This is a genomic window from Serratia sp. Ser99 (assembly GCF_024519545.1).
Lineage (GTDB): Bacteria > Pseudomonadota > Gammaproteobacteria > Enterobacterales > Enterobacteriaceae > Serratia > Serratia liquefaciens.
On record NZ_JALJRT010000001.1, the window covers coordinates 595,631 to 618,964 of the forward strand.

A 23,334-nucleotide genomic window follows, 5' to 3' on the forward strand; every position below is an offset into this window, starting at 1 on the left:
TGGTGGATGAAAGAGATGCTTCCTAAGCATAGGAGTGAATGCGGAACTTGGCCTTGTGGCCTTATCTCATCCCGGCTATCGCCAGCAGCGCACCGAAGGCAATCAGCAGGCCACCAAATACCCTGTCTATGCCTTTACGCAGGCGCAGCAGTCGCGCATTGATGCCCGGCGCGGAAAACAGCAGCGCAACGGCGCTGAACCACAGGATATGGGCCAGGGCGATAAACAAGCCGTAGCCGATTTGCACCGCCAACGACGTCTGTGGATTAACCACCTGCATAAACAGGCTGACGACAAAAATGGTGGTTTTCGGGTTCAGCGCATTGGTTAAGAAGCCGGTTTTCAGCGCGGCGAAATCGCTGGCGGCGGTGGGGGGCGCGCCGGCAGAAACCGTGGCAGCACCGGCATTACGCAGCATGCTGACACCCAGGTAAATCAGGTAGGCAGCGCCAATCATCTTCAACAGGGTGAATAGCCACAGCGATTGCTGGATCAGCACGCCGACGCCGATCAGGGTGTAGCTCACGTGGATCAACACCCCGGCGCCAATGCCGCAAGCGGTCACCACGCCGGCACGACGGGAAAGCAACAGGCTGTTGCGCGACACCATGGCGAAATCAGGCCCTGGGCTAATGACGGCAAGTAAAGTGATGGTGACGACAGCGATGAGTTCGGTCATAGTAATCCTGTAGATGAATCAGAAGAGAGTGGCTGATTTATAAAGGGAATAGCCGACGGTGACAAACGATGAAAACTGACGATTTCGGTGAGAAAAACTCACGCAAAATAAGCCGGCCACTGTCATTGGGCGGATTGCGATGCTTTGAAGCGGCGGCCAGGCTGGAAAGTTTCACCCAGGCGGCGAACAGTTTAAACCTGACGCACGGGGCGGTGAGTCGTGCGGTCAGGGCGCTGGAGGATGAGCTGGGTATTGCGTTGTTTGAACGTCGTCATCGGCGGGTGTATCTGACGGCCGCCGGGCGGACGTTGTTTCAGGCGTCGCAGCAGGCATTCGGCATCCTGGAGCAGACTGCGCAACAACTGCGGCAGCAGGCACAGGACGCACCGCTGGTATTGTCCTGTGAGCCGACGCTATTGATGCGTTGGCTGATACCCCGCCTGCCTGCGTTTCAGTTGGCGCACCCGGACATCCATCTGCAGTTGGTCGCGGGCGGCGGGCCATTTTCGTTTCACGACGGCATCAGCGCCGCCCTACGGCGCAACGATTTTGACTGGGGCGATAAGCTGCACAGCCAGTGGCTGTTCAACGAGCAAGTCGGGCCGGTATGCAAGCCAGAAATGCTGCCGCGTTTTATCGCCCTCCACGCCGGTCAGCCGCAGTTGAGCCGCGATGCGGTGCTGTTACATTCGGCCACCCGGCCTGATGCCTGGCGGCATTGGGCTCAGCAGCAGAGTGTGTCGCTGGAAGGCTGTCCAGAGCAGCGTTTCGATCACTTTTACTTCAGTTTGCAGGCGGCAGTGGCGGGGATAGGCGTCGCTATCGGCCCTTGGCAGCAGGTGCGGGATGATGTGGCCGGTGGGCTACTGAGCGCCCCCTTTGGTTTCACGTCGGACGGTAGCGGTTATTGTCTGCTGACGCCGCAAGAAATCAGGCCGGGCAGCGCGCTGGCCCGGCTGGCTGACTGGCTGAAACTCAGTGCAGACGCTTGAGATTTTGCTCCAGGCGCTGGCGTTGCCAACGGCTGAAGAAGTCGCGTAACAGCAGGGTGCGCGTCGCGCGCATAATCACCGCGATACTCATGCCGGCCATGGCCCACAGCGACCACAGATATTGCGGATGAGTAAACCAGTTAATGGCGAACAACAGCACTGCGATAAATGCGAACCTCACCATCATGCGCAGCAGCCTGCCTTCTTCCTCCACCTGTCGGCGAATCGCCTGCTCGGCCTGGCTGCTGTCGCTGTTTTCCTGTTGCGGCGGCTGGTTGAGATCGCCAATCTGTAACTCCAGCGCCGCGGCTATCGCGGTCAGGGTTTCCAGGCTGGCCTGCTCGCCATTTTCAAGGCGCTGAACGGTACGGGTGCTAAGCCCGGCAATGCTGGCCAATTGTTCCTGAGACCAGCCTTTTTCCAGCCGTAGTTGCCGGATGCGGTAAGTTTGCATTGCACGCTCCAAAAATGAACCTTCATTGAGGCCAAGTGTAGGAGTTGAGGCCGTTGACTGCCACGACAGGCGCATGACATCTGTACGACAGCCAGGTGACAACCCGCTGGGTATGCGGGTTAGAAGGTGACGTTGCGGATAAAGCGCAGCGGAAAATCGGTGCGGTTGGCGTAGGCATAGTGCTGATCGCTGTTGAACACCTGGGTTTGGCCGGCGTCCAGCGTCAGGGTTTGCTGTTCCAGCACCAGCGTCAGGCTGCCGGTAATCACGTAGATTATTTCACTCCAGCCTTCGGCATCCGGCACAGAATCGTAGTGCTCGCCGGGCATCAGCGTCCATTCCCAAAGCTCAACCCGCTGTCGAGCAGGCACGCTGGCGGCAAACAGAGCCTGACTTGCCGGCTGTACGCCTTGCCATGCCAATTCGCCGACCAAATGGCTGCCGCGCGCTTCGGGAGCCTGGATCAGATCGGTGAAGGCGATATTCAATGCTTCGGCCAATTTGTCCAACACCGCCAGGCTGACGTTGCGGTCACCGGCCTCGATGCCGGCCAGCATGCGGCGGCTGACGCCGGATTTTTCCGCCAGCATCACCTGGCTTAGCCCCGCCTGCTGGCGATAGCCACGCAGGTTGCTGCTCAGGTATTGCAACACCTTGGGCGCTTCATGTTTACCGCTGTTCACCGTATTGCTCATCCCAGGGCTTTACCTCATACTGGCAGGAACTGTGCATTATATTGCACCCAGCAGGAAGGGCAAGCCGGTGTCTGCGGTAAAAAAATCCTCTATTTTCACTTTCATTCCCACGATAAAGCGGCAGGAAGCGGTGCTGATTTTCATCACCATGATCTGGGGCGGAACCTTTCTGGCGGTCCATCTTGCGATGCAGGTCAGCGGGCCGTTCTTCTTCGTGGGTTTGCGCTTCGCTGCGGCTACGCTGGTGCTGACGTTATTCTCCTTGCGCAGCTTACGCGGATTGACCTGGTACGAGCTGAAAGCGGGCGTGTTTATCGGTATCGCCATCATGTTCGGTTACGGCCTGCAAACCGTGGGGCTGCAAACCATCAGCAGCAGTCAGTCGGCGTTCATCACCGCCATGTATGTGCCGATGGTGCCGTTATTGCAGTGGTTGGTGCTCGGGCGCTTCCCCGGCGTTATGGCCTGGGTCGGCGTGTTATTGGCCTTCAGTGGCCTGATGCTCTTGGCCGCGCCAAGCAGTGCCGATATGGCGCTTAGCATCGGCGAGATCCTGACGTTGATTGGCACGCTGGGCATGGCTGCCGAGATCATTTTGATTGGTGCCTATGCGGGCAAGGTTAACGTTAAGCGGGTGACGGTGGTGCAATTGGCGACGGCCTCGCTGGCTGCGTTTCTGATGATGGTACCGACCGGCGAGTCGGTACCGCCTTACAGCAATTACCTGCTCTACAGCGCAGTCGGTCTGGGGCTGGCCAGCGCCATCATTCAAGTGACGATGAACTGGGCGCAACGAAGCGTTTCGCCGACCCGTGCCACGGTCATTTATGCCGGCGAGCCGGTGTGGGCCGGGCTGGTGGGGCGCATTGCAGGCGAGCGTTTGCCGGGTGTAGCGCTATTGGGTTGCGCGCTGATCGTATTGGGCGTGCTGGTCAGCGAAATGCGTATTCGACGTAAAGCAAAGGCGGCGTTGGTTGAATAAGGCCCGGCAAGCCGGGCCGCGGTGCTAACGGGTAGCGCTGTCCGCCAGTGGCAAGATTTTACGGTTGCGCAATAGCGCATTGAGGATAATGGCACCGAAAGTGGCGGTGCCAATGCCCCCCATGGTGAAGTTGCCGAGGGTTAACGCAAAGTCCCCTGCACCCAACACCAGCGTTACCGCCACCATAATCAGGTTGCCGTTATCCCCCAGATCAACCTTGTTCTGCACCCAGATGCGCGCGCCGGCGACGGCAATCAAGCCGAACACCACGATCGAAGCACCACCCAGCACCGGCCCGGGAATAGTGTGGATCAATGCACCGAACTTGGGTGAAAACCCCAGCACAATCGCCACCGCTGCGGCGGCGACAAACACCAGCGTGGAGTAGATTTTGGTGACCGCCATCACCCCGATATTTTCGGCATAGGTCGTCACTCCGGTGCCCCCGACCGAGCCGGAAAGCATTGTCGCCAACCCGTCGCCGACGAAGGCGCGACCGATATAAGGGTCAAGATCCCGGCCGGTCATGCCCGCTACCGCTTTCACATGCCCGAGGTTTTCCGCCACCAAAATGATCGCTACCGGGGCAATCAGCAGCATGGCATGCAGGTTAAATACCGGGGCGGTGAATTGCGGCAGACCGAACCAAGGGGCCAGGCTCAGTGCGCTGTAATCCACCGGTTTGCCGAGGCCAAAACCGTTGGTCGCCACGACGTAAATCAAATAGGCGGCGATCAGGCCAACCAGGATCAGCAACCGCTGCATCAGCCCGCGGGTAAAAACCGCCACCGAACCGATACACAAGATAGTGACCACCGCCATCCAACTGTCAAAATGGGAGGCTGAAACGCTGCGCACCGCAATGGGCGCCAGGTTGAGGCCAATAGCCATGACCACCGCCCCTGTCACTACCGGCGGCATCAGCCGCTCTATCCAACGGGTGCCAACGCTCATCACCACGAAACCGATCAGCAGATACACCAGCCCGCAGGCGATGATGCCACCGAGCGCCAGGGCAATATTGGGGTTGGCGCCCTGGCCGCTGTAACCGGTCAGGGTGATGACCAGCCCGACAAATGCCGCGCTCGAGCCGAGATAGCTCGGTACCCGACCGCCGACCACCAGAAAAAACAGCAGCGTGCCGATACCGGACATCAGAATGGCCAGATTGGCGTCAAAGCCCATCAGCAAAGGCATCAGCACCGTAGCACCAAACATCGCCACTGCATGCTGCAAACCCATCACCAACGTCTGGGTCACTGGCAGCCGTTCATCGGGCGCAACAACCGCACCGTCCAGATTGCCTTGCTTCAGCCGCCATTGGGGAAACCAGGTATTCGCCATCGTCATCTCCAAAATATTGAGGTGCAGGTTAGGGTTACAGATGCGAGCGTTGCGGCTACGCGCCGATCATTGTTTCAACAGCGAGTGATAACGCCGATCAAAATAGGCCAGGCCGTGGCTGTGGTCATTGCGGGCCAACGCCACCGCCTGACAGAACAGAATGTCGTGGGTGCCGACGCTGACAATCTGGCTGATTTGGCAATCGAAAGAAGCCAGCGCGCCGTGCAAAATCGGGGCGCCGGTCACCAGCGTAGACCAGCGAGCGGCGGAGAATCGCATGTCCATCGGCGTTTTGCCGCCGAACAGATTCGACAGCGATTCGTGCTCTGCCGCCAGCGTATTGACGCACAGCGTTTGGTTTTGCTTGAACACCGCATACACCGACGCCGAGCGGTTCAGGCACACCAGCAACGTGGGGGGCGTGTCGGTGACGCTGCATACCGCAGAGGCGGTAAAACCGGCGCGGCCTGCGGGACCGTCGGTGGTAATGATATTCACCGCCGATCCCAGGCGGGCCATGGCATCGCGGAAGTCTTGTTTTTCTACGTACGCTGGTTGCAGCGGTGCATCGGCAAACCCTGTTTGGCTTTGCATAAGGTATCTCCGGGCTAGAGGGCGAGGCTGCTGCTGGCGTTCGGCGTTTTCAATAGCCAGTCCAGCAGGGTGCGGTTGAAAGTTTCGCTGTCGGTCACGCTCATCGCGTGGCCGCCGTAGGTCATCTGCGCCAGCTCGCCGTTGGGCAGGCTTTCCGCCAGCTGATGCGAACAGAGATAGGGCACCAGCAGATCGTCGCGCGCGCACAAGGCCAGGGTTGGTGTGGTGATGTCCGCCAGGTGAGGGCGGAAATCGGTATTGATCAATGCATTCAGGCGGCGCAGCAGGTTTTCTGTGCCCTGAAAATGCGCGGTTTGGTGCTGCAACTCTTCACCTAGCAAGGCTTCGTGCTGCGATAGCCAGTCGGCGGGGAACAGAAACAGCGGTTGGGCGCGCACATAGGCTTCAACGCCGCTGTTAAGCAGCAGATCCTGTCGGACGTGGAAGCAGCGCCGGGTCTGGCTGTCCAGCGCCGGCCAGCCGTTGACCACCACCAGTTTTTCCAGCAACTGCGGCTGGGTGAGCGCCAGTTGCAGGCCAATCATGCCGCCCAGCGCGTGGCCGACGAAATAACAGCGTTCGATACTGAACGAACGCAGCAGTTGCGCTACTTCATCCGCCATATCGGCCATGCTATAGCCGTCCGGTACCACGCCTTTGCTGCGGCCGGTGCCATAGTGATCGTAAATGACCACCCGGAAATGCCGGGTTAGCGCATCAATCTGCGGTTGCCAGAAGCTACCCGAGCCACCGAGGCCTGCGGACAGCACCAGCGTCGGCGCCAGTGGCGTATCTTTTCCCAAAATCTCAAAGTACATGCTCGATCCTCAATGGCTCAGCGGCCGATATGGGCCACTGTGGCGATTTCAATCAATGCGTCCGGCTTCACCAGCCCGCACTGAATGCAGTAGCGGGCCGGTTTATCGCCGGGAAAATACTCGGCATATACCTGATTGATGGCGGCATAGTTTTGCCAGTCGGTGAGAAAGATCGAGTTAAAGGTCACGTCGTCCATGCTTCCACCGGCGGTTTCGATCACGCTTTTGATGGTCTCCAGCACGTGGCGTGTTTGTGCCGCGGCGTCACCGACGTGAACGACGTTATTGTCTTTATCGAAGGCCAGCGTACCCGAGACGTACACCACGCCGTCGGCCAGGGTGCCCGGAACAAAGGGAGCCAGCGGTTTGCCGGTGCCCGGTGGAGTGATCACTGTTTTTGGCATTGTCGCGCTCCTGGTGAAGGTTGTTTTGGGTTTAAACAGGCAAGATTCATGCCGTCTGGCTAAGCGGAGCGGCGAGAACGTCACAGAAACTGTCGACGTCCGACACCCAGCCGAAAAAGGTTTCGATGTTGTACAGCGCCGCCTGCTGGGCGAACGCCGGGCCGGCCTGGTGGGTGGCGTCGGCCAGCACAATGCCGAAATACTCGAGGAAAAAGCCGTCGCGCAGCGTGGATTCCACACAAACGTTGGTGGCGATGCCGGTAAACACCAGATGGTGAATGCCGTAAGAGCGCAGCAGGCTGTCGAGCTGGGTGTTGAAAAAGCCGCTGTAGCGCGGTTTCGGCAGCACGATATCGCCAGGCTGTGGTTGCAGTTCATCCACCAGGTCGTAGTCCCAATCGCCTTTGGCCAGCAGCTTGCCCATCAGTTCCGGGCGCTGGCGCATGGTTTTCAGCGCGTTGGACTTGTGCCAGTTAGGCGAGCCTTCACCGCCGGCTTCGACGTACTGGTTGTCCCAGCCGTTCTGGAAAAAAATCACCTTAATGCCCGCGGCGCGCGCGGCAGTGATGGCGCGCTTGATGTTGGCGATCACCGGCGCGGTGGTCGAAACGTCGAACCCGGCCAAATCCAAATATCCCCCCTGCGAGGCGTAGGCATTTTGCATATCGACCACGATTAATGCGGTTTCCTGCGGCGCAAAGGCGATGGCCTCAGGACGGGCGGGCAGGGTGACCGTCGCTCCGCCTTGCGGTGACTGGCGGCGTACCACTGGTTGGCTTTCAACAATTTTCATCATGCCACCTCACGGCTTGCTGCAGTTTGTGGGCAAACGTCTGCCCGGCTTTTCATCAGGGGTTGAATGCGTTCGCCGAAGTCTTCTACGCCTTGCACGAAGTCGTCGAAAGTCAGCAGCACGCCTTCGGTGCCGGGCACGGTGGCGATTTCATCCATCATTCGCGCCACGTTGGCGTAGGAGCCGACCAGCGTACCCATGTTGATGTTGACGGCGGAAGTGGGGTCGGCCATTTGGCGCACATTGGTGTCAGCGCCGGATTTAGTGTCTTTGCCGCTCTGCTCGGTGAGCCAGGCCAGGGCTTCGGTATCGGCCCCGGCTTTATAGCTTTCCCATTTGGCGCGGGCAGCCTCGTCGGTTTCATCCGCAATGATCATAAACAGCACGTAGCAGGCCACGCTGCGTCCTTCGGCATCGGCGGCAGTTTTCAACCGGGCAGCCGTCGGGGCGAAAGCGGTGGGGGTGTTGACGCCTTTGCCGAAGCAGAAGTTGTAGTCGGCGTATTTGGCCGAGAAAGCCATGCCCGCATCGCTTTGACCAGCGCAAATCACCTTGATGTCCGCCTGGGGTTGCGGGCTGACGCGACAGTCATCCATCTGGAAAAACTCGCCCTTGAAATCGGATTTTCCGGTGCCCCACAGATCGCGTAGCACCCTGACGTATTCCGCCAGATAGTCGTAGCGACGACCAAAGTACTCGTCACCCGGCCACATGCCCATCTGCTCGTATTCCGGTTTCTGCCAGCCGGTCACCACGTTCAGGCCAAAGCGTCCACCGGAAATAGAATCAATGGTGGAAGCCATACGCGCGACGATGGCCGGCGGCATGGTAAGGGTGGCGGCGGTGGCGTAAATCTTGATGCGTGAGGTTACGGCAGCCAGCCCGGCCATCAGGGTGAAGGACTCCAGGTTATGATCCCAGAATTCGGTTTTTCCGCCGAAGCCGCGCAGTTTGATCATCGACAGGGCGAAATCAAAGTTGTAGTGCTCGGCCTTCTGCACGATGGTTTTATTGAGTTCAAACGTTGGTTTGTACTGTGGGGCATTGCTGGAAATCAGCCAGCCGTTGTTGCCGATCGGAATAAATACGCCAATTTTCATTTGAATACCTCGGGTCAGTGAAGGGGACAATCACAGGCTGCTTGCCTGAACCAAAGCAAACCCGATGCCATGTTTTAAAGTTGTTTATTTATCAATTTGTTATGGTTTACTTGGCGCCCGGTTATTGAGTGGATGGTCCAAAACAGACCATGTGGTCAAAATTATCTGCACAAAAAACAGGCGCACCTGCTCATTAAAGGTGCAAAAGATCCCCCGGAAGGGGTAGGTAAAAGCGTGGGTTTCATACCAGGGCTTTGCTATGCTGGCCGGAGTCAGATTGTGCCAAGGAGCCGCAGTGAAGCCACAAGCCGTTAAACCGCCCACGCGCCGCTCGCGTGCGGTAGCTGCAAAACGCAGTACCATCATGGATGCGGCGCTGGAGTTCTTCTCGCTGTACGGCATTCACGGCACCAGTCTGGATCAGGTGGCGGAGCGCGCCGACGTTTCCAAAACCAACCTGTTGTACTACTTCCCCTCCAAAGAAGAACTCTACGTAGCGGTGCTGAAAGGCATTCTCGATGTCTGGCTGGCGCCGCTGAAAGCGCTGCGCGCCGATCAGGAGCCGTTGCAGGCCATTCGTGAATATATACGGCTGAAGCTTGAGGTTTCGCGCCATCATCCGCAGGCTTCACGGCTGTTTTGCCTGGAGATGATCCAGGGAGCGCCGTTGCTGAAACAGGAATTGCAGGGCGGGTTGAAGATGCTGGTGGACGAGAAGTCCGCCATGATCGAGCGCTGGATTGACGAAGGTCATATCGCGCCGATAGAGCCGCATCACCTGATTTTTATGCTGTGGGCGACCACTCAGCACTACGCCGATTTTTGGGTCCAGATAGAAGCGGTAACCGGTAAAACGTTAGAAGATGAGGCGTTTTTTCAGCAGACGGTAGAGAACGTGCAGAGGGTGATTATCGACGGAATACGGCCGCGCTAGGCGCCAGGAGAGGGGATATTCAGGGGGATAGCGAACTATCCCCCTGTGGGGTTAGGCAGCTTTCTTCTTACGCAGGAATACGTAAGACAGGCCCAGGATCACAAACCACAACGGCGTGACGATCAGCGCCTGGCGGGTGTCATCGCGCAGCGTCAGCAGCACCAACACAAACACGAAGAACGCCATACAGACCCAGCACATCAGTTTGCCGGCCGGCATCTTGTAAATCGATTTCTGGTGCAGCGCCGGACGCTTCTTGCGATAAACCAGGTACGAACACAGGATGATGGTCCAGACAAACATGAACAGGATCGCCGAGACGGTGGTCACCAGCGTGAACACGGTCATGACGTTTGGGATCAGGTAAATCAACACCACACCGCCCAGCAGGCAGATACAGGAGAAGGTCAGCCCGTTAGCCGGCACTGCCCGCTTGGACAGATTGGCGAACGACTTGGGCGCATCGCCTTCCTGCGCCAGCCCGAACAGCATGCGGCTGGTGGAAAACACCCCGCTGTTGGCGGAAGAGGCGGCGGAGGTCAGCACCACAAAGTTAATCACGCTGGCTGCCGCCGGCAGGCCAATCAGCACGAACAGTTCCACGAACGGGCTCTTGTCGGCAACCACAGAACTCCATGGCGTGACCGACATGATAACGATCAGGGCGAACACGTAGAACATGATGATGCGGATCGGAATGGAGTTGATGGCGCGTGGCAGCACTTTTTCCGGATCTTTGGTTTCAGCCGCGGTGGTACCAACCAGTTCGATACCGACAAAGGCGAACACCGCAATCTGGAAACCGGCGAAGAAACCGCTGATGCCTTTCGGGAACATGCCACCGTCATTCCACAGGTGTGAGAACGACGCGACGGTACCGGTAGGCGATTGGAACTGCATGGCGATCATGACCAGCCCGGCGACGATCAGCCCGACAATGGCAACGATTTTGATCATCGCAAACCAGAACTCCATTTCGCCAAACATCTTCACCGTCGCCAGGTTAAGGCCCAGCAACAACAAGACGCACAGCAACGAGGCGATCCATTGCGACAATCCCGGGAACCAGAACTGGGCATAGGCGGTGATCGCTACCACGTCGGCAATACCTGTGACCACCCAGCAAAACCAGTAGGTCCAGCCAGTAAAGAAACCGGCCCAGGGGCCGAGCAGGTCGGCAGCGAAATCGCTGAAAGATTTGTATTCCAGATTGGAGAGCAGCAGCTCGCCCATCGCGCGCATCACGAAGAACAGCATAAAGCCGATGATCATGTACACGAAGATGATGGAGGGGCCGGCCAGACTGATGGTTTTGCCGGACCCCATAAACAGACCCGTACCGATGGCGCCACCGATGGCGATCAGTTGAATATGTCGGTTAGTTAGGTTTCGCCGTAGATGATCTTCTGACGCAGGCGCGGCGTCTGTGGCTATTTTAGAGTGATCTACCATCTGATGATGTCCTGTTTTACCTGTCATGAGTGAAATAGCGAGCTCTGAAGTGGCTCTTTTTTATACGATTATCCGGTTGGCCCGGCTTTAGTAAGGTAGTGCAATAACGCCACCTTTGTGCAACATGTTTACAACATTTATGCGAGGGATAAAAGTCGATTGTTCTTTACACCGAGGAGGCAAATCGGACGTCTTGGGGGCGGAAGATTACTCCTCGTCGTAGCAGATTAACAGCCCTGATCTGACTTATCTTGTTGATATAACAGGGTCTTGGAAATATCGCATGAGAAAAACTAATGGGTGTAAGCGTTTGACGTCGAGGGGGCTGAAGAGAATAGTTTACGTCGTTGGGTGGTGAGCTCCGTCGGTAGAGCAGTTGACCCTCAAGCAATGGGGCACAGGTTCGAACCCTATACGACCCACTAACAAATCAGATGGTTAGCGATAATTTTTATCTTCTGACTTTTCCGGTGAGGGCAGATTTGGGACGCGCTTCGCAGAAATCACATCAATTCAGCCTGAATGTTCAGTTGAGTGATCTGGCGCAAGTTAGGCCTGACTCTATCTATTTATCGAGACACTACGGCGCTTATTCCCTGCAAAATTGATAATGGAACTTTTAAAGGGATAAATCTGCTTACGCAGGGCTCAGGGCGTATCAATTAAGTGAATGTGCTCACGGCTTTCATGGAATAACCGCCGACAAAGAATACGGTAACAGTCTCGGTCGAACTCATCGGCCGGGAAACTGAGTTTTTCGGCGGCAGACAGCGACGGTGCCGTACCGAGGTAGAACCAGTTGCTGATGACATGAAAAGCTTTAAGTGGCCCTTGTCGTTCCTCAATGGCGATCCTGCCGGGGAATGGCCAGTGCCGCACCTGGGCCTGCTCCAGGGCGCTAAGCAGCCTGCTTTGGTGCGCTTGTGGGGTCTCTTTACCGCAGCATACTCCCGCGCATTTGCCTAATTGATGGCGAAAGCAGGGTTGTCCGGGGCGTCCTTTTTCAATATCCAGGTACGTCAGGCAGAGCTGCTCTCGATCGGCAATGTCGATCAGAAAATCGACGGCCGCCGCACGCCGCAGAAACAGGCCGTACAAGTTAGGCGTCCGGGAAAAGTCTAGCGCATCGCTGTATACGATTCGCGTTTGGGAGTCCTGTACCTGCAGCGCGCATAGCCGGCGGATTTTACGCAGCCGCTTGTTGTAGAGCGGGCTTTGCTGTTTCACCAGGGAGGATTCAAGCAGCAGCGCACCGATCTCCCCCACGGTTTCGATGCAGGTTATGCGGCGGGTGGCGGCAAGCAACCGAGCTTCGCGCGGATTGCGTAGATGAGACTGAACGCGGCGGCGAATGTTGACGCTCTTGCCTATGTAGAGGGGATGGGCGCCGTTGTCGCCGTGAAAGAAATAAACCCCGCAGCTCTGCGGCAGGTTGGCGACCTCACCGGTCAGATGTTCAGGGTATTGATACATGGATTATCAGAAACTCACTGCTTATAGGGAAGTGGGGTATCACGCCAATGATAATATTTTCTTATTATAATTCACAGCCGGCTTTCAGCTAACGCTAAGAGTTGAGATTTGTTATCATTTGCGAAAATTTTTTCTATAGGGAGATAGAGATGCGTAAAGCGTTAATAATGGCTCTGGGTGTGATGGTACTGTCAGGCTGTGCGGGGCAACAGGACGACTACGAGTCGCGTAACAAGGCCTCTGCAGACCAGGCCGGTGGCAAAGAGTGGAAGGCATTCGTTGCGCCTTTATCCGTCAAAACACAATCGCCGGGCGAGCGAGAAATGAAGCGCGCAACCCGGCAGAACTGATTTACGATAAAGCCCACTTGCGTGGGCTTTTTGCATTCTGAACAGGCACCCGTCAACAGCGGATAGGGCGGTTCTAAAAGGAAGGGAATCATGAGAAAAGTTAATTCAGGATCGGAAACTCGCCTGTCGGCAGTATTGCTCGTTATCGCAACGCTGTTGTTAGCAGGTTGCTCGGGGACGGGCACTGCGGCTAAACCTGAGGTATCTGGAGGCGAAGTCGATGATCTTTTCGCAGGATTGCAAGGTAAAACGGCGCCAGCACCTGGGCAAGAGATCAACCGATATATCGCGCAGATCGCAGCGGCTATTCAACGTCATTTTCAATATGACAGCGTCTACGCCGGCAAGGAATGCTCATTACGACTCAAGTTGGCTCCGGATGGCATGCTGTTAGATGTCCGGGCTGAAGGCGGTGATCCCGCACTTTGCCGTGCGGCTGTAGTGGCAACCGCAAATGCCAGCTTTCCCAAACCCCCGACACCGGCGGTTTACGCTGTGGTTAAGAATGCCGCGTTGGAATTCCGTCCTCAATAATCGAGAGCGGCCATTAAAACAGCTGACCGACAGACATCAGAGCCACGGCCCACACCCCGGCAGACAGCGCACTGGCGCAATAGACCTGCTTGCGCGGCAGGGCAATCATGCCGGCAACCAATGGCACGGTATAGCGCATCACGGCCAGAAAGCGCGATACAAACAGCAGCGGGATCCCGTTGTTCTGTAACGCGGATTGCGCCTTGTTCAATGCGCCACGGTATCTGACCGGCAGCCAGTTCCCGCTTTGGCGCTTTTGAAGCCATGCGCCGCAATGGAAAGACAAAACGGAGCCGAGCAGGGCACCCAGGGTTATCGCCGCCCAGACATGAGCATCGGCCAGCACCGGCTTGCCGGCGACAATGCCTAACATCAACGTCACCGATGCGGGCGGCAGAACCGAAGAAATGAAAATGACCGACTTGCCCAATGCAAACAGAAAAATAAGCAGCAACAGGAGACCGGGCTCCGGGCCGTATTTGGTGATAATAGCGGTTAATGTCTCCATGGATGACCCCCAGAAAATGTAGGGTCAGTGTCTCATTCACCGCTTCAATATAAGCTAAATCGAATGGGCTTCAGCCCAGGCTTACCCACTCACCTGAGCCTGACGCTCGGCGCTCTGCGTAGCCCACCCTTTGAGTGCAAAAATCAGCGCGGCGCACAGCAAAGAGAAAATTGCCAGTACGATCAGGCCGGCATGCGGGCTATCGAAGCGCAGTTCTGCCTCGGTACGGATTAGCGGCGCCAGGAAACTGAACAGTGCGCCCAGCGTGGTGCAAAAACCGATGCCGGCCGCCAGCGCCGGGCCTGAAAGTATCTGCGCCGGTAAGGTCCAGAATATCGGCTGCACCGCCAGGAAGCTGACGGCGCAAAAGCACAACGCAATAATGGCAACAGTCGGCCCGGCATAGGACGAAACAACCAATCCCAGTGCGGCAATCACCATGCAGCCGATGGCGATGGGCAAGCGGCGGGAGGTTTTGCGGTCGGCATAACGCGGGATGTAATAGACCCCAAATGCAGAAACGGCCCAGGGAATTGCCGCTACCAGCGATGCCTTAAACCCGATATTGGTGCCCATCAGCGAGGCCACCTGCGAGGGCAGGAAAAACAACAGGCCATACACGCCGACCTGAATGGTGCCGTAAATAAACGCCAGGTGCCAAACCTTGGAATTTTTCAACGCCTCTTTCACGCTGCTGGCCTCGGTATTTGTTTGCTCCAGGGCCAACTGTGCCACCAACGCCTGCTTCTCTTCCGGGTTAAGAAATCGCGCCTTGGCCGGGCTGTCGTCAAGATAGAAATAGGCGAAGATCCCCAACACGACGGCCGGTAAACCTTCCAGAACAAACATCCAGAACCAACCTGGCTGCCCCAGCACGCCGTGCATTTCGAGCAACGCACCAGAAATGGGCGAGCCCAGGGTCAAGGCCGCGGGAACCCCGAGGACAAAGATACCTATCACTGAGGCTCGAACCTTATTGGGAAAATAAAGGGAAGCCAGCAACAGGATACCCGGGTAGAAGCCAGCCTCGGCCAACCCCAACAGGAAGCGCAAGGCGATAAATTGATATTCGTTGCTGACGAAACCGGTGCAGGCGGACAAGGCCCCCCACACTGCCGTGGTGGCGCTAAGCCAGACTTTTGCCCCTAGTTTGTTCATCATCAGGTTGGCTGGAATGCCGAAGATGGCGTAAGCCGCGAAGAAAATCCCTGCACCCAATGCGAAGGCGGATTGCGACAGGCCAATATCCACCGACATTGCCTCCTTGGCAAAGCCTACGTTTACCCGATCGATAAAGGCGACGAAATACAGAGAGAACATCATGGGGATTAATCTGCGCCACGTTTTTTTAATCGCTGAATTGAGCGCGGAACTGGTGTTGGTCGTATTACTCACGGGGCTACCCTCTCAAACAGGTTGAATGACTGGGGCCGGCGGTGTAACGCCGGCAGCTTGCCTGCACCTATTGCCACTGCGGAACATTCACCGTCGGTTTTCAGTTTTCACTCAAAGGTCTAAAGGACTAATGGTCAGGCCTTTGTGGGCAAAAAAAAGCAGCAATGAACGCTATCCTGTCCTGTGCAGCCACGGTAAATCTGTTGGTAGAAACCAAAAATTGACAATTGGTTAACCTGAAATTCACACATGGCCGGTCGTGATTCAAGCCTGCTGATGAATATCTGTGCGCGTAATCACTGAATGACAAGCTTTGAATTATCACCGCGATTAATGAAGGCAAAGTCTGGTCTTCGAGGGTAGAGTGGCCACCCATGACAGATAAATTGAAAGAGAAAAGACGCCATGCTAAAGGTGATTGCTGAAGATTTTATCAAGCACGACCGTATTGAAACGGTGTTGCCGCTGTATCGCGAATTGGTAGAGAAAACCCGTCAGGAGGCGCTCTGCCTCTCCTATGAGTTGTTGATTGACCATCAGGATCCGGGGCATTTTATTTTCGTCGAGGAGTGGCCCGATCGGGCAGCGTTGGACACGCATTGCCAAACCGAGCATTTCAAGCGCCTGGTGCCTTTAATCAATCAGCACCAGAGCAAGCCTTGTACCTTTTTGTTTATGCAGCCTTTTCCCTCAGACGAAGGTTAACCAGGCAAAAAAATCCCCGCAGAGCGGGGTCAATGGCTTCTCAATTGCGGTCTTGTAGTGATTAAAAATTAGACTGCGAATGATTGCCATTCCCTCAGAATGCTCTTAAAAGACTTTTGCTGCCAACCGCACCTGATCTACCCAGCTTTGTTGGTAATCAAAGCTGGGGGCCTCATGTTGCGTCATCCCATGACGAACGATGGCTTTTACCGCCTGGGTAGCCAGCGGGTTCTTCTGGGCGATTTGCACGGCGATCAGCCGTGCCTCTTCCAGAGCGCTTCCCTCGCTGATCCGTGAAATAACACCGTGCCGCCAGGCTTCCTCCACGCCTATCACGCGACCGGTCAGTAACCAGTCGAGGGCGATATAGGGGGAGATGCGCACCGGCAGGCGCGAACATCCGCCTTGTGCCGCAATCAGCCCCAGCCCGGTCTCCGGGAAACTGAATTGCGCATCCCGCCCGGCGACGATCAGGTCACAGGCCAGCGCTATCTCGAACCCTCCGCCGAAGGCGATACCGTCCACGGCGGCGATAATCACCTTGGTGAGTCGCGCATGCACCAGGCCGGCAAAGCCATTCGGATCGACCACCGGAAGTTCGCCCTGCTGAAAGGCTTTGACGTCCATCCCGGCCGAGAACACCTGAGGCTGACCGGTCAACAGGATCACCCGAACCTTTTCATCCTGCTCGGCCTGTTGCAGGTAGCGTTGGATCAGGCGAGCCATCGCCAAATTGATGGCGTTCTTTTTTTCCGGCCGGTTCAGGGTAATCACGGCGATGCCGTCCTGTTGTTCATACAGCACCGGTGGCGGCAGGTCAGTCATGGCTTTTTTCTCCCTGGAAGAACACCAGCGTAAGCAGCAGGGCGATGGCGCCCAACGGCAACGAAAACAGCGGCAGGTAATAAGCGGGCAAGGTATACAGCGTCAGGCCGCCGAGCATGCCCCCCGCCGCAATGCCGGCATACAGTACCGAGCTGTTCAGCGACACGGTCAGCGCGCCAAAACGTTTGGACAGCGACAGCAAGTGGTGCTGAATAGGCACCAGATACATCCAGCCGGTAATCCCCCATACCAGAAATATTGCCAGCACCCACCAGGGTGAGGTGACGTAAAAGGCCAGAAGGAACAATGAAAGGGTTTGAATCGACACGGAAAACAGCAGGACAAATTTACTGCCGAAGGTATCGGTTAATAAACCGGAAACGAAATTGCCGATGACGGCCCCGATGCCGAACACCAGTAACGCGAGGGGCAAAATCGCCTCCGGGCCCAACTGAGTATTCTTCAGTAATACGCTCACATAGCTGTAAACAATGTGTTCGGAGCAGACGGCGAAGAAGGTGATCAGCAGCGTGGTCAGCACTGCCTTTTGTCGCAGTGGGGCCAACCGCTCTTTCAGCGAATGTTTCCCCGGCGCGGCGATGGCGTTCAGCGCCAGCGAAAGCCCCAGCAGCGCAACGGCACCTAACAGGGCGATCAGCAGGAAGATCTCCCGCCAGCCGATCAGCTTGGCCAGGAAGGTGCCAAAGGGAATGCCCAGCGCGATAGCCAGCGTCATGCCGCCATACACAATCGATATCGCCAGTCCGCGGCGTTTTTCCGCCACCAGCCCGACTGCGGCGGCGGCGGCCTGCGGCGTGTAGCAAGCCGCCCCCAGCGCCGCCAGTACGCGCCCCGCGGAGATTTGCAAAAAGCTGTCGGCATAGGCGCAAACCAGGTTACCGGCGATAAACAACACCAGTGCCAACTGCAAGATATGTTTGCGGTTGAGGTTGCCCAGCAGCCAGGCGGTCAGCGGAGCGAACACCATGTAGGCCAGGGCGAAGACCGAGATTAACTGCCCCGCTTGCGCAGGGCTGACGGCAAAGGTGCCGGAAATCTCGTCAAGTATGCCGGCGACGATAAACGCATCGGTACCGATGGCAAAGGTGCCGGTCGCCATCAGACACAGCGTAAGAAAATGGCCGTTGTAGTCCGTCAACTTCATCCCGCTCTCCGTAACGCATTGGCGGCCCAGATTTTGCTTAGCGCCGCCAGGAAATATTCCACGTCCTCATGAGTATGGGCCGAGGTCGGCGTAACCCGCAAACGTTCGCTGCCGGCCGGCACCGTCGGGGCATTGACCGGTTGCACGTAAATATCGTACTCATCGAGCAGTTGTTTGCTGATGTGTTTGTTGCGGTGTGGATCGCCGACCAGCACCGGTAGAATATGGCTGTCCTCCGAGACCAGAGGAATACCGGCGGCACGCAGGCCGGATTTCAGGTGATCGATTATCGCCAGCAGATGTTTGCGTTGGTTGTCATGCTCAAGGTTGTATTTGAAGCTGGCCAGCGCCGCCGCCACCACCGGCGCGGGGGAGGAGGTGCTGAAGACGAACGCCGGTGCCCAACTGCGTACGGCTTCTACCACCGCGCGCGGTGCGGCGATATAGCCACCGGCAGCGCCGTAGGACTTACCAAAGCCCCCCTGAATAATGGTGATCTTGTCCAGCAGGCCCAGTTGTTCGGCATAACCCAAGCCCCGCTGGCCGTAAACGCCGGCGGAGTGGATTTCGTCCAGATAGGTCAGCGCCTGATGTTTCTCCGCCAGCGCGACAATCTGTGCCAGCGGGGCAAAGTCGCCGTCCATCGAATAGAGCGACTCGAAGGCGATCAGCTTGGGACGCTGCGGATCGGCTTCCTGCAGCAGCTCGGCCAGGTGCGCAACGTCATTGTGGCGAAAGATTTTCTTCTCCGCCTTGCTGTAGCGAATGCCGTAAATCATCGAAGCATGGTTCAGCTCATCAGAAAAGACGATCAGATTGGGAATGGCGTCGCACAGCGTCGAGAGCGTGGCGTCATTGGCCCCAAAGCCGGTGGTGAACAACAGCGCGGACTCCTTGCCGTAGGCTTTGGCCAGCAAGCTTTCCAACTCGCTGTGGTAGATCGACGTGCCGGAAATACTGCGTGCCCCGCAGGTACCCAGCCCGACACTGTTTACCGCCTCGGTGGTGGCCAGAATCACCTTGGGGTGATGGCTCATCGCCAGATAGTCATTGGAGCACCAGACGTTCAGACGGCGCTCACCCTGTTGCCCGTGGCTGGTGGCCCAGGGTTTATCCAGCACGCTGCGTTCCAGATTGAGGAACTCACGGAACCGGCCCTGTTTTTTGGTTTCGGCCAGTTTTTCTTCAAGAATGTTCAATACGCTCATACGGAATTCCTTACATTAGAGGGCTTTAATCACCAATGAAACACCCTGGCCGACACCGACACACATCGTCACCAGCGCATTGCTTAATTGCCGGGTATGCAGCTCCAGCGCGCTGGAAAGCACCAGACGCGCGCCGGACATGCCCAGCGGATGCCCGAGGGCGATGGCACCACCGTTCGGATTGACTCGCGTATCGTCGAAGTCGATGCGCCAACTTTGCAGCGTCGCCAACACCTGCGCGGCAAATGCCTCATTAATTTCAATGACGTCGAAATCATTCAGCGTAAAACCGGTACGTGCTAACAGACGCTCGGTCGCGGCGATCGGCCCAATGCCCATCAACGCGGGGGCAACGCCGGCGCTGGCGCTGTCGCCAATTTCCGCCAGCGGCTGGAGTGACTTGCGCTTGACATAGCGACCGCTGGCCAGCAACAGCACGGCGGCACCGTCATTGATACCTGAGGCATTCCCGGCGGTGACCGAGCCTTCGGGGGTGAAGGCCGGCTTCAGCGCCTGCAGTTTTTGCAGCGTGGTCTGGCGCGGGAACTCGTCCTGCGCGAAGGATTGGCGGGTTTTGCGATCGACCTGAACATCCAGCGCGGTGATCTCCCTGGCCAATCGGCCATTTTCGATAGCCCGCCAGGCCTTTTGCTGCGACGCCAGGGCAAAATTATCCTGATCCTCGCGGGATATGCGGTATTGCTGCGCGACGTTTTCGGCCGTGATGCCCAACGGATCGCTGCCATAGCGTTGCGCCAACTGAGGGTTGACAAAGCGCCAGCCCAGCGTGGTGTCGAACAGTTTGATCCCCTTATCGAATGGCGTTTCGCCTTTGCTCATCACATAGGGCGCGCGGCTCATGCTTTCGACACCGCCGGCCAACACCAGATCGCTAAGGCCGCTTTTGATTTTTGCGCCGGCATAAATCACGGCGTCCAGCCCGGAGGCGCACAGCCGGTTAAGGGTAATCGCCGGTACTCCCTGATCCAGACCGGACAACAACGCCGCCATGCGCGCAACGTTACGGTTGTCTTCACCGGCCTGATTGGCACAGCCCAGCACCACCTCATCAACATCTGCCTCGCTTTCCGGGTGTCGTTGCAGCAACGCCCGAATAATCGAGGCCGCCATATCGTCCGGGCGGGTTAATGCCAGACTACCGCCGTAGGCGCCGATCGCCGTGCGCGTACCGTCGATCAGATAGACCCCATCGTCTTTAATCGTCATCATTTTTCCTTAGGGCGCGACGGCCAGCTCGGGCCTTGTGGTGTGAAGCAACGAGTAATGCGGGTAATAGCGGGCGGAATGCAGCAGTTGCGCCATATTATCCAGCGTCGATTTCACGTTTTTCTGCCCGAGCTGAGCCAGCCAGGCAAAAATGCCGTCGGCATAGTTGACGCCGGCCACGGCGGCGATATCGATGTCTTCTCGGCTACAAACCCCGCTCTCCACCATGATCACCGACTCATTGATCAGGCTGCTCAGAACCCGCGCGACGATCAGGCCTGGGGAATCTTTAACAAACTCCACCTGCGGGATCACCGCGTGCAGCAGCGTGAGGAACAGCGCTTTATTCGTCTCGGTAGCCTGTTGGCTGTGGGCCGCCACCAGAAAAGCGGTGTTGGCGTAGTTCAGTGCAACGTCGATCACGAAGGTATCGAGGCCCGCTAAGTCGGCAAGCTGATTGGCCGTTCGCCCATCGGTGATTTTGACTGCCAGACTGTCATTCACCTGGATAAACCGTCCCAGAACCGGGTGTTCCGGCTGACGTGTTATTGGGAGGGGCGCCCAGGTCGCGAGGGCATGCTGTTGCAGCAGATCGAACAGCGGATGTTCGCCAAAAAAATGCAGCGAGCTCAGCGTACCGCCGCCGGCAGCCGGTGGGGTGGCTGTGTCAGCCGAGGGAGAAAAAAAGGAGCGGCCGTTTTTCTTCCCCAACAGCCCGGCATCCACCAGCGAACGTTGCAAATGGCCGGGGGTGTAGCGGGGGTCATACTGCATGTCCTGCCAAATCTGGCTGCTGACCTGATAATTAATGTCCTGACCGATAAAATCAGTCAGTTCCAAAGGCCCCATGCGAAAGTGGCCACCGGCCTTGAGCGCACGGTCGATTTGCGGTGCCAGCGCCACGTTTTCTTCCAGCAGGCGAAAACCTTCCAGATAAAAAGGCCGCGCCATGCGATTGACGATAAAGCCCGGCGTGGCTTTGCAGACCACAAACTGTTTGCCTATCGCCGTGACCAACTGCTGGCAGCGTAAGGTTGTGACCCGGGCGGTAAAATAGGACGGGATAATTTCGATCAGCTTCATCAGCGGTGCCGGGTTGAAGAAATGCAGGCCGATAAAGCGCGAGTTATTTTCTATGCCCGCGGCCAGTTTATTCAACGACAGCGAAGAGGTATTGGTGGCGATAATCGCCTCTTTTTTTACCGTGGCGGCAATGGCCGCGAGGATCTCATGCTTGGTGGGTTCATGTTCCGCAATGGTTTCAATCACCAGGTCACTGTCGGCGATAGCGTCGAAAACAGGCGAGAAAACCAGGTTGGCCAAGATCTCGCCTTTTTTCTGTTGGCTTATTTTTCCGTTATCGATTTTTTTATTCAGGTCACCGACAATATAATCACGTGTCTGATTCAAAGAATGAGCGCTGCGATTATAAAGCAGGGTTCGTATGCCGTTCAGTGCCAAAAGATAGGCAATACCTCTGCCCATGGTTCCGGCGCCAATCACGGCGACCGAATTTATTACCGTATTATTCTCTGCCATAAAAATCCCCGTGAGTATTCTTCTGCTTTGCAAAATTCGCAAATGCTTATATTTTATTTGAATTTAAAAAGCACCAGGTGCCTATGGCGAAGGTAATTGGCAGCGGAGTGACTGTCTAACGGTAGAAGTGACAGGTTTACAATAAACAGGCTTTATGTTATTCGCGAAATTCTTAGCGCCGGTGCAATATAAAGTCGTTATTTATTAATAATGACAGGGGAATAGCTGTTTTTGTTATAGCCATGGTATTTTTTATTATATGAAACGGCTGTTGTCGCCCTGAGCCCTCCACTATAGTTAACCTCACTTAATGATTGCGGCGCTGTGCTCTGGAGAACCCGTGTTATGGACACTCACTTTCAGCCTTTGATGGATGATCTGCTTGGCAGCCTGTCTGACCGCGACCTTTTTTTAAACCGTCTGGCACCTTGCGCTCAGGCGCTGGGCTTCGAGTACTTCTCTTATACGGTCTTTTCCTGCTACCCGGCCAGCCGGCCCAAGATGCTGATAGAGGGCAATTATCCTGCGCAATATCTTGAGGACTATCGCAAATTGCGGATCTACCTGCAGGATCCGATGATCGAGCAGGCCCATCACTCTACGCTGCAATTCTATTGGGACGAGCCGTTCTACCGGGATAAACCGGAGCTGTGGTGGCGCATGGCGCAGTACGGCATTCGTGAAGGCTGGTCGCAGTCCGTCAAGGATTGCTACGGCCGGTTGGGCATCCTCACTTTTGCCGGTAAGAGTATCCCCACTCAGTCCCCGCAGGCCGGGGCACGTAACGAAACTTTCTTTCTGTGGCTGGCGCAGACCGCCCACAAGACGCTGCGCGAAGCATTAATATCGGTAAACGACGAGGCAATAAAGGATGTGCTGACGCTGCGTGAGAAAGATATTTTACGCTGGTGCAGCGAAGGCAAAACCTCGGAAGAAACGGCGCTGTTAATGGGCTTGAGTGAGCGCACCGTAAATTTCCACATCGGTAACTCGATTAAAAAGCTGTCGGTGGCCAAAAAAACCGCCGCTACCGCAAAAGCGGTGTATTTACAGCTGATTTAGCCGCCTTTGAAATAATTATTCGGCTAGCCGTTAGACGGGTTGTGTTTATATTTTGTTAAATAAGGAAATATCCCACTCAGTATTTACCGCCGATCACAAAAG

Annotated in this window: 25 protein-coding genes; 7 read left to right on the forward strand and 18 right to left on the reverse strand. The window is 56.5% G+C overall.

Annotated features, from left to right (window positions below; translation table 11 throughout):
* Positions 1–61 precede the first annotated feature (61 nt).
* On the reverse strand, positions 62–679 hold the full coding sequence (locus tag NR114_RS02805) for a LysE family transporter (protein WP_256813986.1): 618 nt from the start codon (positions 677–679) through the stop codon (positions 62–64).
* Between the two features lie 68 nt (positions 680–747).
* Between NR114_RS02805 and NR114_RS02810 the strand changes: the two genes are divergently transcribed.
* Entirely contained in the window at positions 748–1,671 is a 924-nt protein-coding gene (locus tag NR114_RS02810; protein WP_130015506.1) for a LysR family transcriptional regulator, read from the forward strand.
* On the opposite strand, the gene NR114_RS02815 is transcribed toward NR114_RS02810, so the two are convergent.
* Positions 1,655–2,125, reverse strand: coding sequence for a helix-turn-helix domain-containing protein (locus tag NR114_RS02815; RefSeq protein ID WP_256813987.1), 471 nt, complete (start codon positions 2,123–2,125; stop codon positions 1,655–1,657). The genes NR114_RS02810 and NR114_RS02815 overlap by 17 nt on opposite strands.
* Before the next feature lie 119 nt (positions 2,126–2,244).
* Positions 2,245–2,820, reverse strand: coding sequence for a helix-turn-helix domain-containing protein (locus NR114_RS02820; protein ID WP_020826197.1), 576 nt, complete (start codon positions 2,818–2,820; stop codon positions 2,245–2,247).
* A gap of 67 nt (positions 2,821–2,887) precedes the next feature.
* Here NR114_RS02820 and NR114_RS02825 point away from each other — a divergent pair, with 67 nt between their 5' ends.
* A complete protein-coding gene (locus tag NR114_RS02825) occupies positions 2,888–3,802 on the forward strand; it encodes a DMT family transporter (protein ID WP_046373961.1) in 915 nt (304 codons plus the stop codon).
* A gap of 24 nt (positions 3,803–3,826) precedes the next feature.
* Here the strand turns inward: NR114_RS02825 and rutG are convergent, their stop codons facing one another.
* The 6 genes from rutG to rutA all read right to left on the reverse strand — a co-directional run bounded on the left by rutG (position 3,827) and on the right by rutA (position 8,855).
* Positions 3,827–5,146, reverse strand: a complete 1,320-nt coding sequence (gene rutG, locus NR114_RS02830) for a pyrimidine utilization transport protein G (protein ID WP_128864175.1) — start codon at positions 5,144–5,146, stop codon at positions 3,827–3,829.
* 66 nt (positions 5,147–5,212) lie between these two features.
* Positions 5,213–5,740 carry an NADH-dependent FMN reductase RutF gene (rutF, locus tag NR114_RS02835; RefSeq protein ID WP_020826200.1) on the reverse strand — a complete coding sequence of 176 codons (528 nt, stop codon included), beginning with the start codon at positions 5,738–5,740 and terminating at the stop codon, positions 5,213–5,215.
* A 14-nt stretch (positions 5,741–5,754) separates the two neighbouring features.
* Positions 5,755–6,558 (reverse strand): pyrimidine utilization protein D, encoded by an 804-nt coding sequence (gene rutD / locus NR114_RS02840; protein ID WP_115059216.1) that lies wholly within the window; start codon positions 6,556–6,558, stop codon positions 5,755–5,757.
* A 17-nt stretch (positions 6,559–6,575) separates the two neighbouring features.
* Positions 6,576–6,962 (reverse strand): pyrimidine utilization protein C, encoded by a 387-nt coding sequence (gene rutC / locus NR114_RS02845; RefSeq protein ID WP_115059214.1) that lies wholly within the window; start codon positions 6,960–6,962, stop codon positions 6,576–6,578.
* 46 nt (positions 6,963–7,008) lie between these two features.
* Positions 7,009–7,755: a pyrimidine utilization protein B gene (gene rutB, locus NR114_RS02850; protein WP_149573147.1), complete on the reverse strand. Its 747-nt coding sequence runs from the start codon at positions 7,753–7,755 to the stop codon at positions 7,009–7,011.
* Positions 7,755–8,855 carry a pyrimidine utilization protein A gene (rutA, locus tag NR114_RS02855; protein WP_116690786.1) on the reverse strand — a complete coding sequence of 367 codons (1,101 nt, stop codon included), beginning with the start codon at positions 8,853–8,855 and terminating at the stop codon, positions 7,755–7,757. Before rutA ends, rutB begins: the two co-directional genes overlap by 1 nt.
* 259 nt (positions 8,856–9,114) lie before the next feature.
* Between rutA and rutR the strand changes: the two genes are divergently transcribed.
* Positions 9,115–9,789 carry an HTH-type transcriptional regulator RutR gene (gene rutR / locus NR114_RS02860; RefSeq protein WP_176983823.1) on the forward strand — a complete coding sequence of 225 codons (675 nt, stop codon included), beginning with the start codon at positions 9,115–9,117 and terminating at the stop codon, positions 9,787–9,789.
* A gap of 51 nt (positions 9,790–9,840) precedes the next feature.
* Here the strand turns inward: rutR and cycA are convergent, their stop codons facing one another.
* Together cycA and NR114_RS02870 are read right to left on the reverse strand one after the other, a co-directional pair.
* Entirely contained in the window at positions 9,841–11,241 is a 1,401-nt protein-coding gene (gene cycA / locus NR114_RS02865) for a D-serine/D-alanine/glycine transporter (protein WP_020826206.1), read from the reverse strand.
* A 648-nt stretch (positions 11,242–11,889) separates the two neighbouring features.
* The gene (locus tag NR114_RS02870; RefSeq protein ID WP_234529355.1) at positions 11,890–12,714 is read right to left on the reverse strand and encodes an endonuclease; all 825 of its coding nucleotides are present in this window, start codon (positions 12,712–12,714) and stop codon (positions 11,890–11,892) included.
* A 149-nt stretch (positions 12,715–12,863) separates the two neighbouring features.
* Here NR114_RS02870 and NR114_RS02875 point away from each other — a divergent pair, with 149 nt between their 5' ends.
* Positions 12,864–13,064, forward strand: a complete 201-nt coding sequence (locus tag NR114_RS02875) for a hypothetical protein (protein ID WP_020826208.1) — start codon at positions 12,864–12,866, stop codon at positions 13,062–13,064.
* 90 nt (positions 13,065–13,154) lie between these two features.
* Positions 13,155–13,598 (forward strand): cell envelope integrity protein TolA, encoded by a 444-nt coding sequence (gene tolA, locus NR114_RS02880; RefSeq protein WP_116690783.1) that lies wholly within the window; start codon positions 13,155–13,157, stop codon positions 13,596–13,598.
* Between the two features lie 13 nt (positions 13,599–13,611).
* On the opposite strand, the gene NR114_RS02885 is transcribed toward tolA, so the two are convergent.
* The gene (locus NR114_RS02885; RefSeq protein WP_122078397.1) at positions 13,612–14,106 is read right to left on the reverse strand and encodes a DedA family protein; all 495 of its coding nucleotides are present in this window, start codon (positions 14,104–14,106) and stop codon (positions 13,612–13,614) included.
* 81 nt (positions 14,107–14,187) lie between these two features.
* Complete coding sequence (locus tag NR114_RS02890) at positions 14,188–15,426, reverse strand: MFS transporter (protein ID WP_082100052.1); 1,239 nt, start codon at positions 15,424–15,426, stop codon at positions 14,188–14,190.
* Between the two features lie 480 nt (positions 15,427–15,906).
* Between NR114_RS02890 and NR114_RS02895 the strand changes: the two genes are divergently transcribed.
* Complete coding sequence (locus NR114_RS02895) at positions 15,907–16,206, forward strand: putative quinol monooxygenase (protein ID WP_046373950.1); 300 nt, start codon at positions 15,907–15,909, stop codon at positions 16,204–16,206.
* Between the two features lie 105 nt (positions 16,207–16,311).
* Here NR114_RS02895 and NR114_RS02900 read toward each other — a convergent pair whose 3' ends face one another.
* The 5 genes from NR114_RS02900 to NR114_RS02920 are packed head-to-tail and all read right to left on the reverse strand — an operon-like array spanning position 16,312 to position 22,170.
* Positions 16,312–17,031, reverse strand: coding sequence for an enoyl-CoA hydratase-related protein (locus tag NR114_RS02900; RefSeq protein ID WP_129982502.1), 720 nt, complete (start codon positions 17,029–17,031; stop codon positions 16,312–16,314).
* On the reverse strand, positions 17,024–18,196 hold the full coding sequence (locus tag NR114_RS02905; protein ID WP_020826214.1) for an MFS transporter: 1,173 nt from the start codon (positions 18,194–18,196) through the stop codon (positions 17,024–17,026). The genes NR114_RS02900 and NR114_RS02905 overlap by 8 nt, the downstream gene beginning before the upstream one ends.
* On the reverse strand, positions 18,193–19,404 hold the full coding sequence (gene hemA / locus NR114_RS02910; protein ID WP_187962631.1) for a 5-aminolevulinate synthase: 1,212 nt from the start codon (positions 19,402–19,404) through the stop codon (positions 18,193–18,195). The genes NR114_RS02905 and hemA overlap by 4 nt, the downstream gene beginning before the upstream one ends.
* A 15-nt stretch (positions 19,405–19,419) precedes the next feature.
* Positions 19,420–20,631: an acetyl-CoA C-acyltransferase gene (locus NR114_RS02915; protein WP_187962958.1), complete on the reverse strand. Its 1,212-nt coding sequence runs from the start codon at positions 20,629–20,631 to the stop codon at positions 19,420–19,422.
* A 9-nt stretch (positions 20,632–20,640) separates the two neighbouring features.
* Entirely contained in the window at positions 20,641–22,170 is a 1,530-nt protein-coding gene (locus NR114_RS02920) for a 3-hydroxyacyl-CoA dehydrogenase NAD-binding domain-containing protein (protein ID WP_187962632.1), read from the reverse strand.
* 345 nt (positions 22,171–22,515) lie between these two features.
* Here NR114_RS02920 and NR114_RS02925 point away from each other — a divergent pair, with 345 nt between their 5' ends.
* The gene (locus NR114_RS02925; RefSeq protein ID WP_256824817.1) at positions 22,516–23,232 is read left to right on the forward strand and encodes an autoinducer binding domain-containing protein; all 717 of its coding nucleotides are present in this window, start codon (positions 22,516–22,518) and stop codon (positions 23,230–23,232) included.
* Positions 23,233–23,334: the final 102 nt, after the last annotated feature.

Excerpts from the sequence above, each read along its gene's own strand:
- NR114_RS02920 (WP_187962632.1), bottom strand. The coding sequence starts at position 22,170 with ATGGCAGAGAATAATACGGTAATAAATTCGGTCGCCGTGATTGGCGCC.
- rutF (WP_020826200.1), bottom strand. The coding sequence starts at position 5,740 with ATGCAAAGCCAAACAGGGTTTGCCGATGCACCGCTGCAACCAGCGTAC.
- NR114_RS02905 (WP_020826214.1), bottom strand. The coding sequence starts at position 18,196 with ATGAAGTTGACGGACTACAACGGCCATTTTCTTACGCTGTGTCTGATG.
- rutC (WP_115059214.1), bottom strand. The coding sequence starts at position 6,962 with ATGCCAAAAACAGTGATCACTCCACCGGGCACCGGCAAACCGCTGGCT.
- rutD (WP_115059216.1), bottom strand. The coding sequence starts at position 6,558 with ATGTACTTTGAGATTTTGGGAAAAGATACGCCACTGGCGCCGACGCTG.
- rutA (WP_116690786.1), bottom strand. The coding sequence starts at position 8,855 with ATGAAAATTGGCGTATTTATTCCGATCGGCAACAACGGCTGGCTGATT.
- NR114_RS02810 (WP_130015506.1), top strand. The coding sequence starts at position 748 with ATGAAAACTGACGATTTCGGTGAGAAAAACTCACGCAAAATAAGCCGG.
- rutB (WP_149573147.1), bottom strand. The coding sequence starts at position 7,755 with ATGAAAATTGTTGAAAGCCAACCAGTGGTACGCCGCCAGTCACCGCAA.
- NR114_RS02875 (WP_020826208.1), top strand. The coding sequence starts at position 12,864 with ATGCGTAAAGCGTTAATAATGGCTCTGGGTGTGATGGTACTGTCAGGC.
- hemA (WP_187962631.1), bottom strand. The coding sequence starts at position 19,404 with ATGAGCGTATTGAACATTCTTGAAGAAAAACTGGCCGAAACCAAAAAA.
- NR114_RS02925 (WP_256824817.1), top strand. The coding sequence starts at position 22,516 with ATGGACACTCACTTTCAGCCTTTGATGGATGATCTGCTTGGCAGCCTG.
- NR114_RS02820 (WP_020826197.1), bottom strand. The coding sequence starts at position 2,820 with ATGAGCAATACGGTGAACAGCGGTAAACATGAAGCGCCCAAGGTGTTG.
- NR114_RS02870 (WP_234529355.1), bottom strand. The coding sequence starts at position 12,714 with ATGTATCAATACCCTGAACATCTGACCGGTGAGGTCGCCAACCTGCCG.
- NR114_RS02895 (WP_046373950.1), top strand. The coding sequence starts at position 15,907 with ATGCTAAAGGTGATTGCTGAAGATTTTATCAAGCACGACCGTATTGAA.
- rutG (WP_128864175.1), bottom strand. The coding sequence starts at position 5,146 with ATGGCGAATACCTGGTTTCCCCAATGGCGGCTGAAGCAAGGCAATCTG.
- rutR (WP_176983823.1), top strand. The coding sequence starts at position 9,115 with ATGCTGGCCGGAGTCAGATTGTGCCAAGGAGCCGCAGTGAAGCCACAA.
- NR114_RS02890 (WP_082100052.1), bottom strand. The coding sequence starts at position 15,426 with ATGTTCTCTCTGTATTTCGTCGCCTTTATCGATCGGGTAAACGTAGGC.
- NR114_RS02900 (WP_129982502.1), bottom strand. The coding sequence starts at position 17,031 with ATGACTGACCTGCCGCCACCGGTGCTGTATGAACAACAGGACGGCATC.
- cycA (WP_020826206.1), bottom strand. The coding sequence starts at position 11,241 with ATGGTAGATCACTCTAAAATAGCCACAGACGCCGCGCCTGCGTCAGAA.
- tolA (WP_116690783.1), top strand. The coding sequence starts at position 13,155 with ATGAGAAAAGTTAATTCAGGATCGGAAACTCGCCTGTCGGCAGTATTG.
- NR114_RS02805 (WP_256813986.1), bottom strand. The coding sequence starts at position 679 with ATGACCGAACTCATCGCTGTCGTCACCATCACTTTACTTGCCGTCATT.
- NR114_RS02915 (WP_187962958.1), bottom strand. The coding sequence starts at position 20,631 with ATGACGATTAAAGACGATGGGGTCTATCTGATCGACGGTACGCGCACG.
- NR114_RS02885 (WP_122078397.1), bottom strand. The coding sequence starts at position 14,106 with ATGGAGACATTAACCGCTATTATCACCAAATACGGCCCGGAGCCCGGT.
- NR114_RS02815 (WP_256813987.1), bottom strand. The coding sequence starts at position 2,125 with ATGCAAACTTACCGCATCCGGCAACTACGGCTGGAAAAAGGCTGGTCT.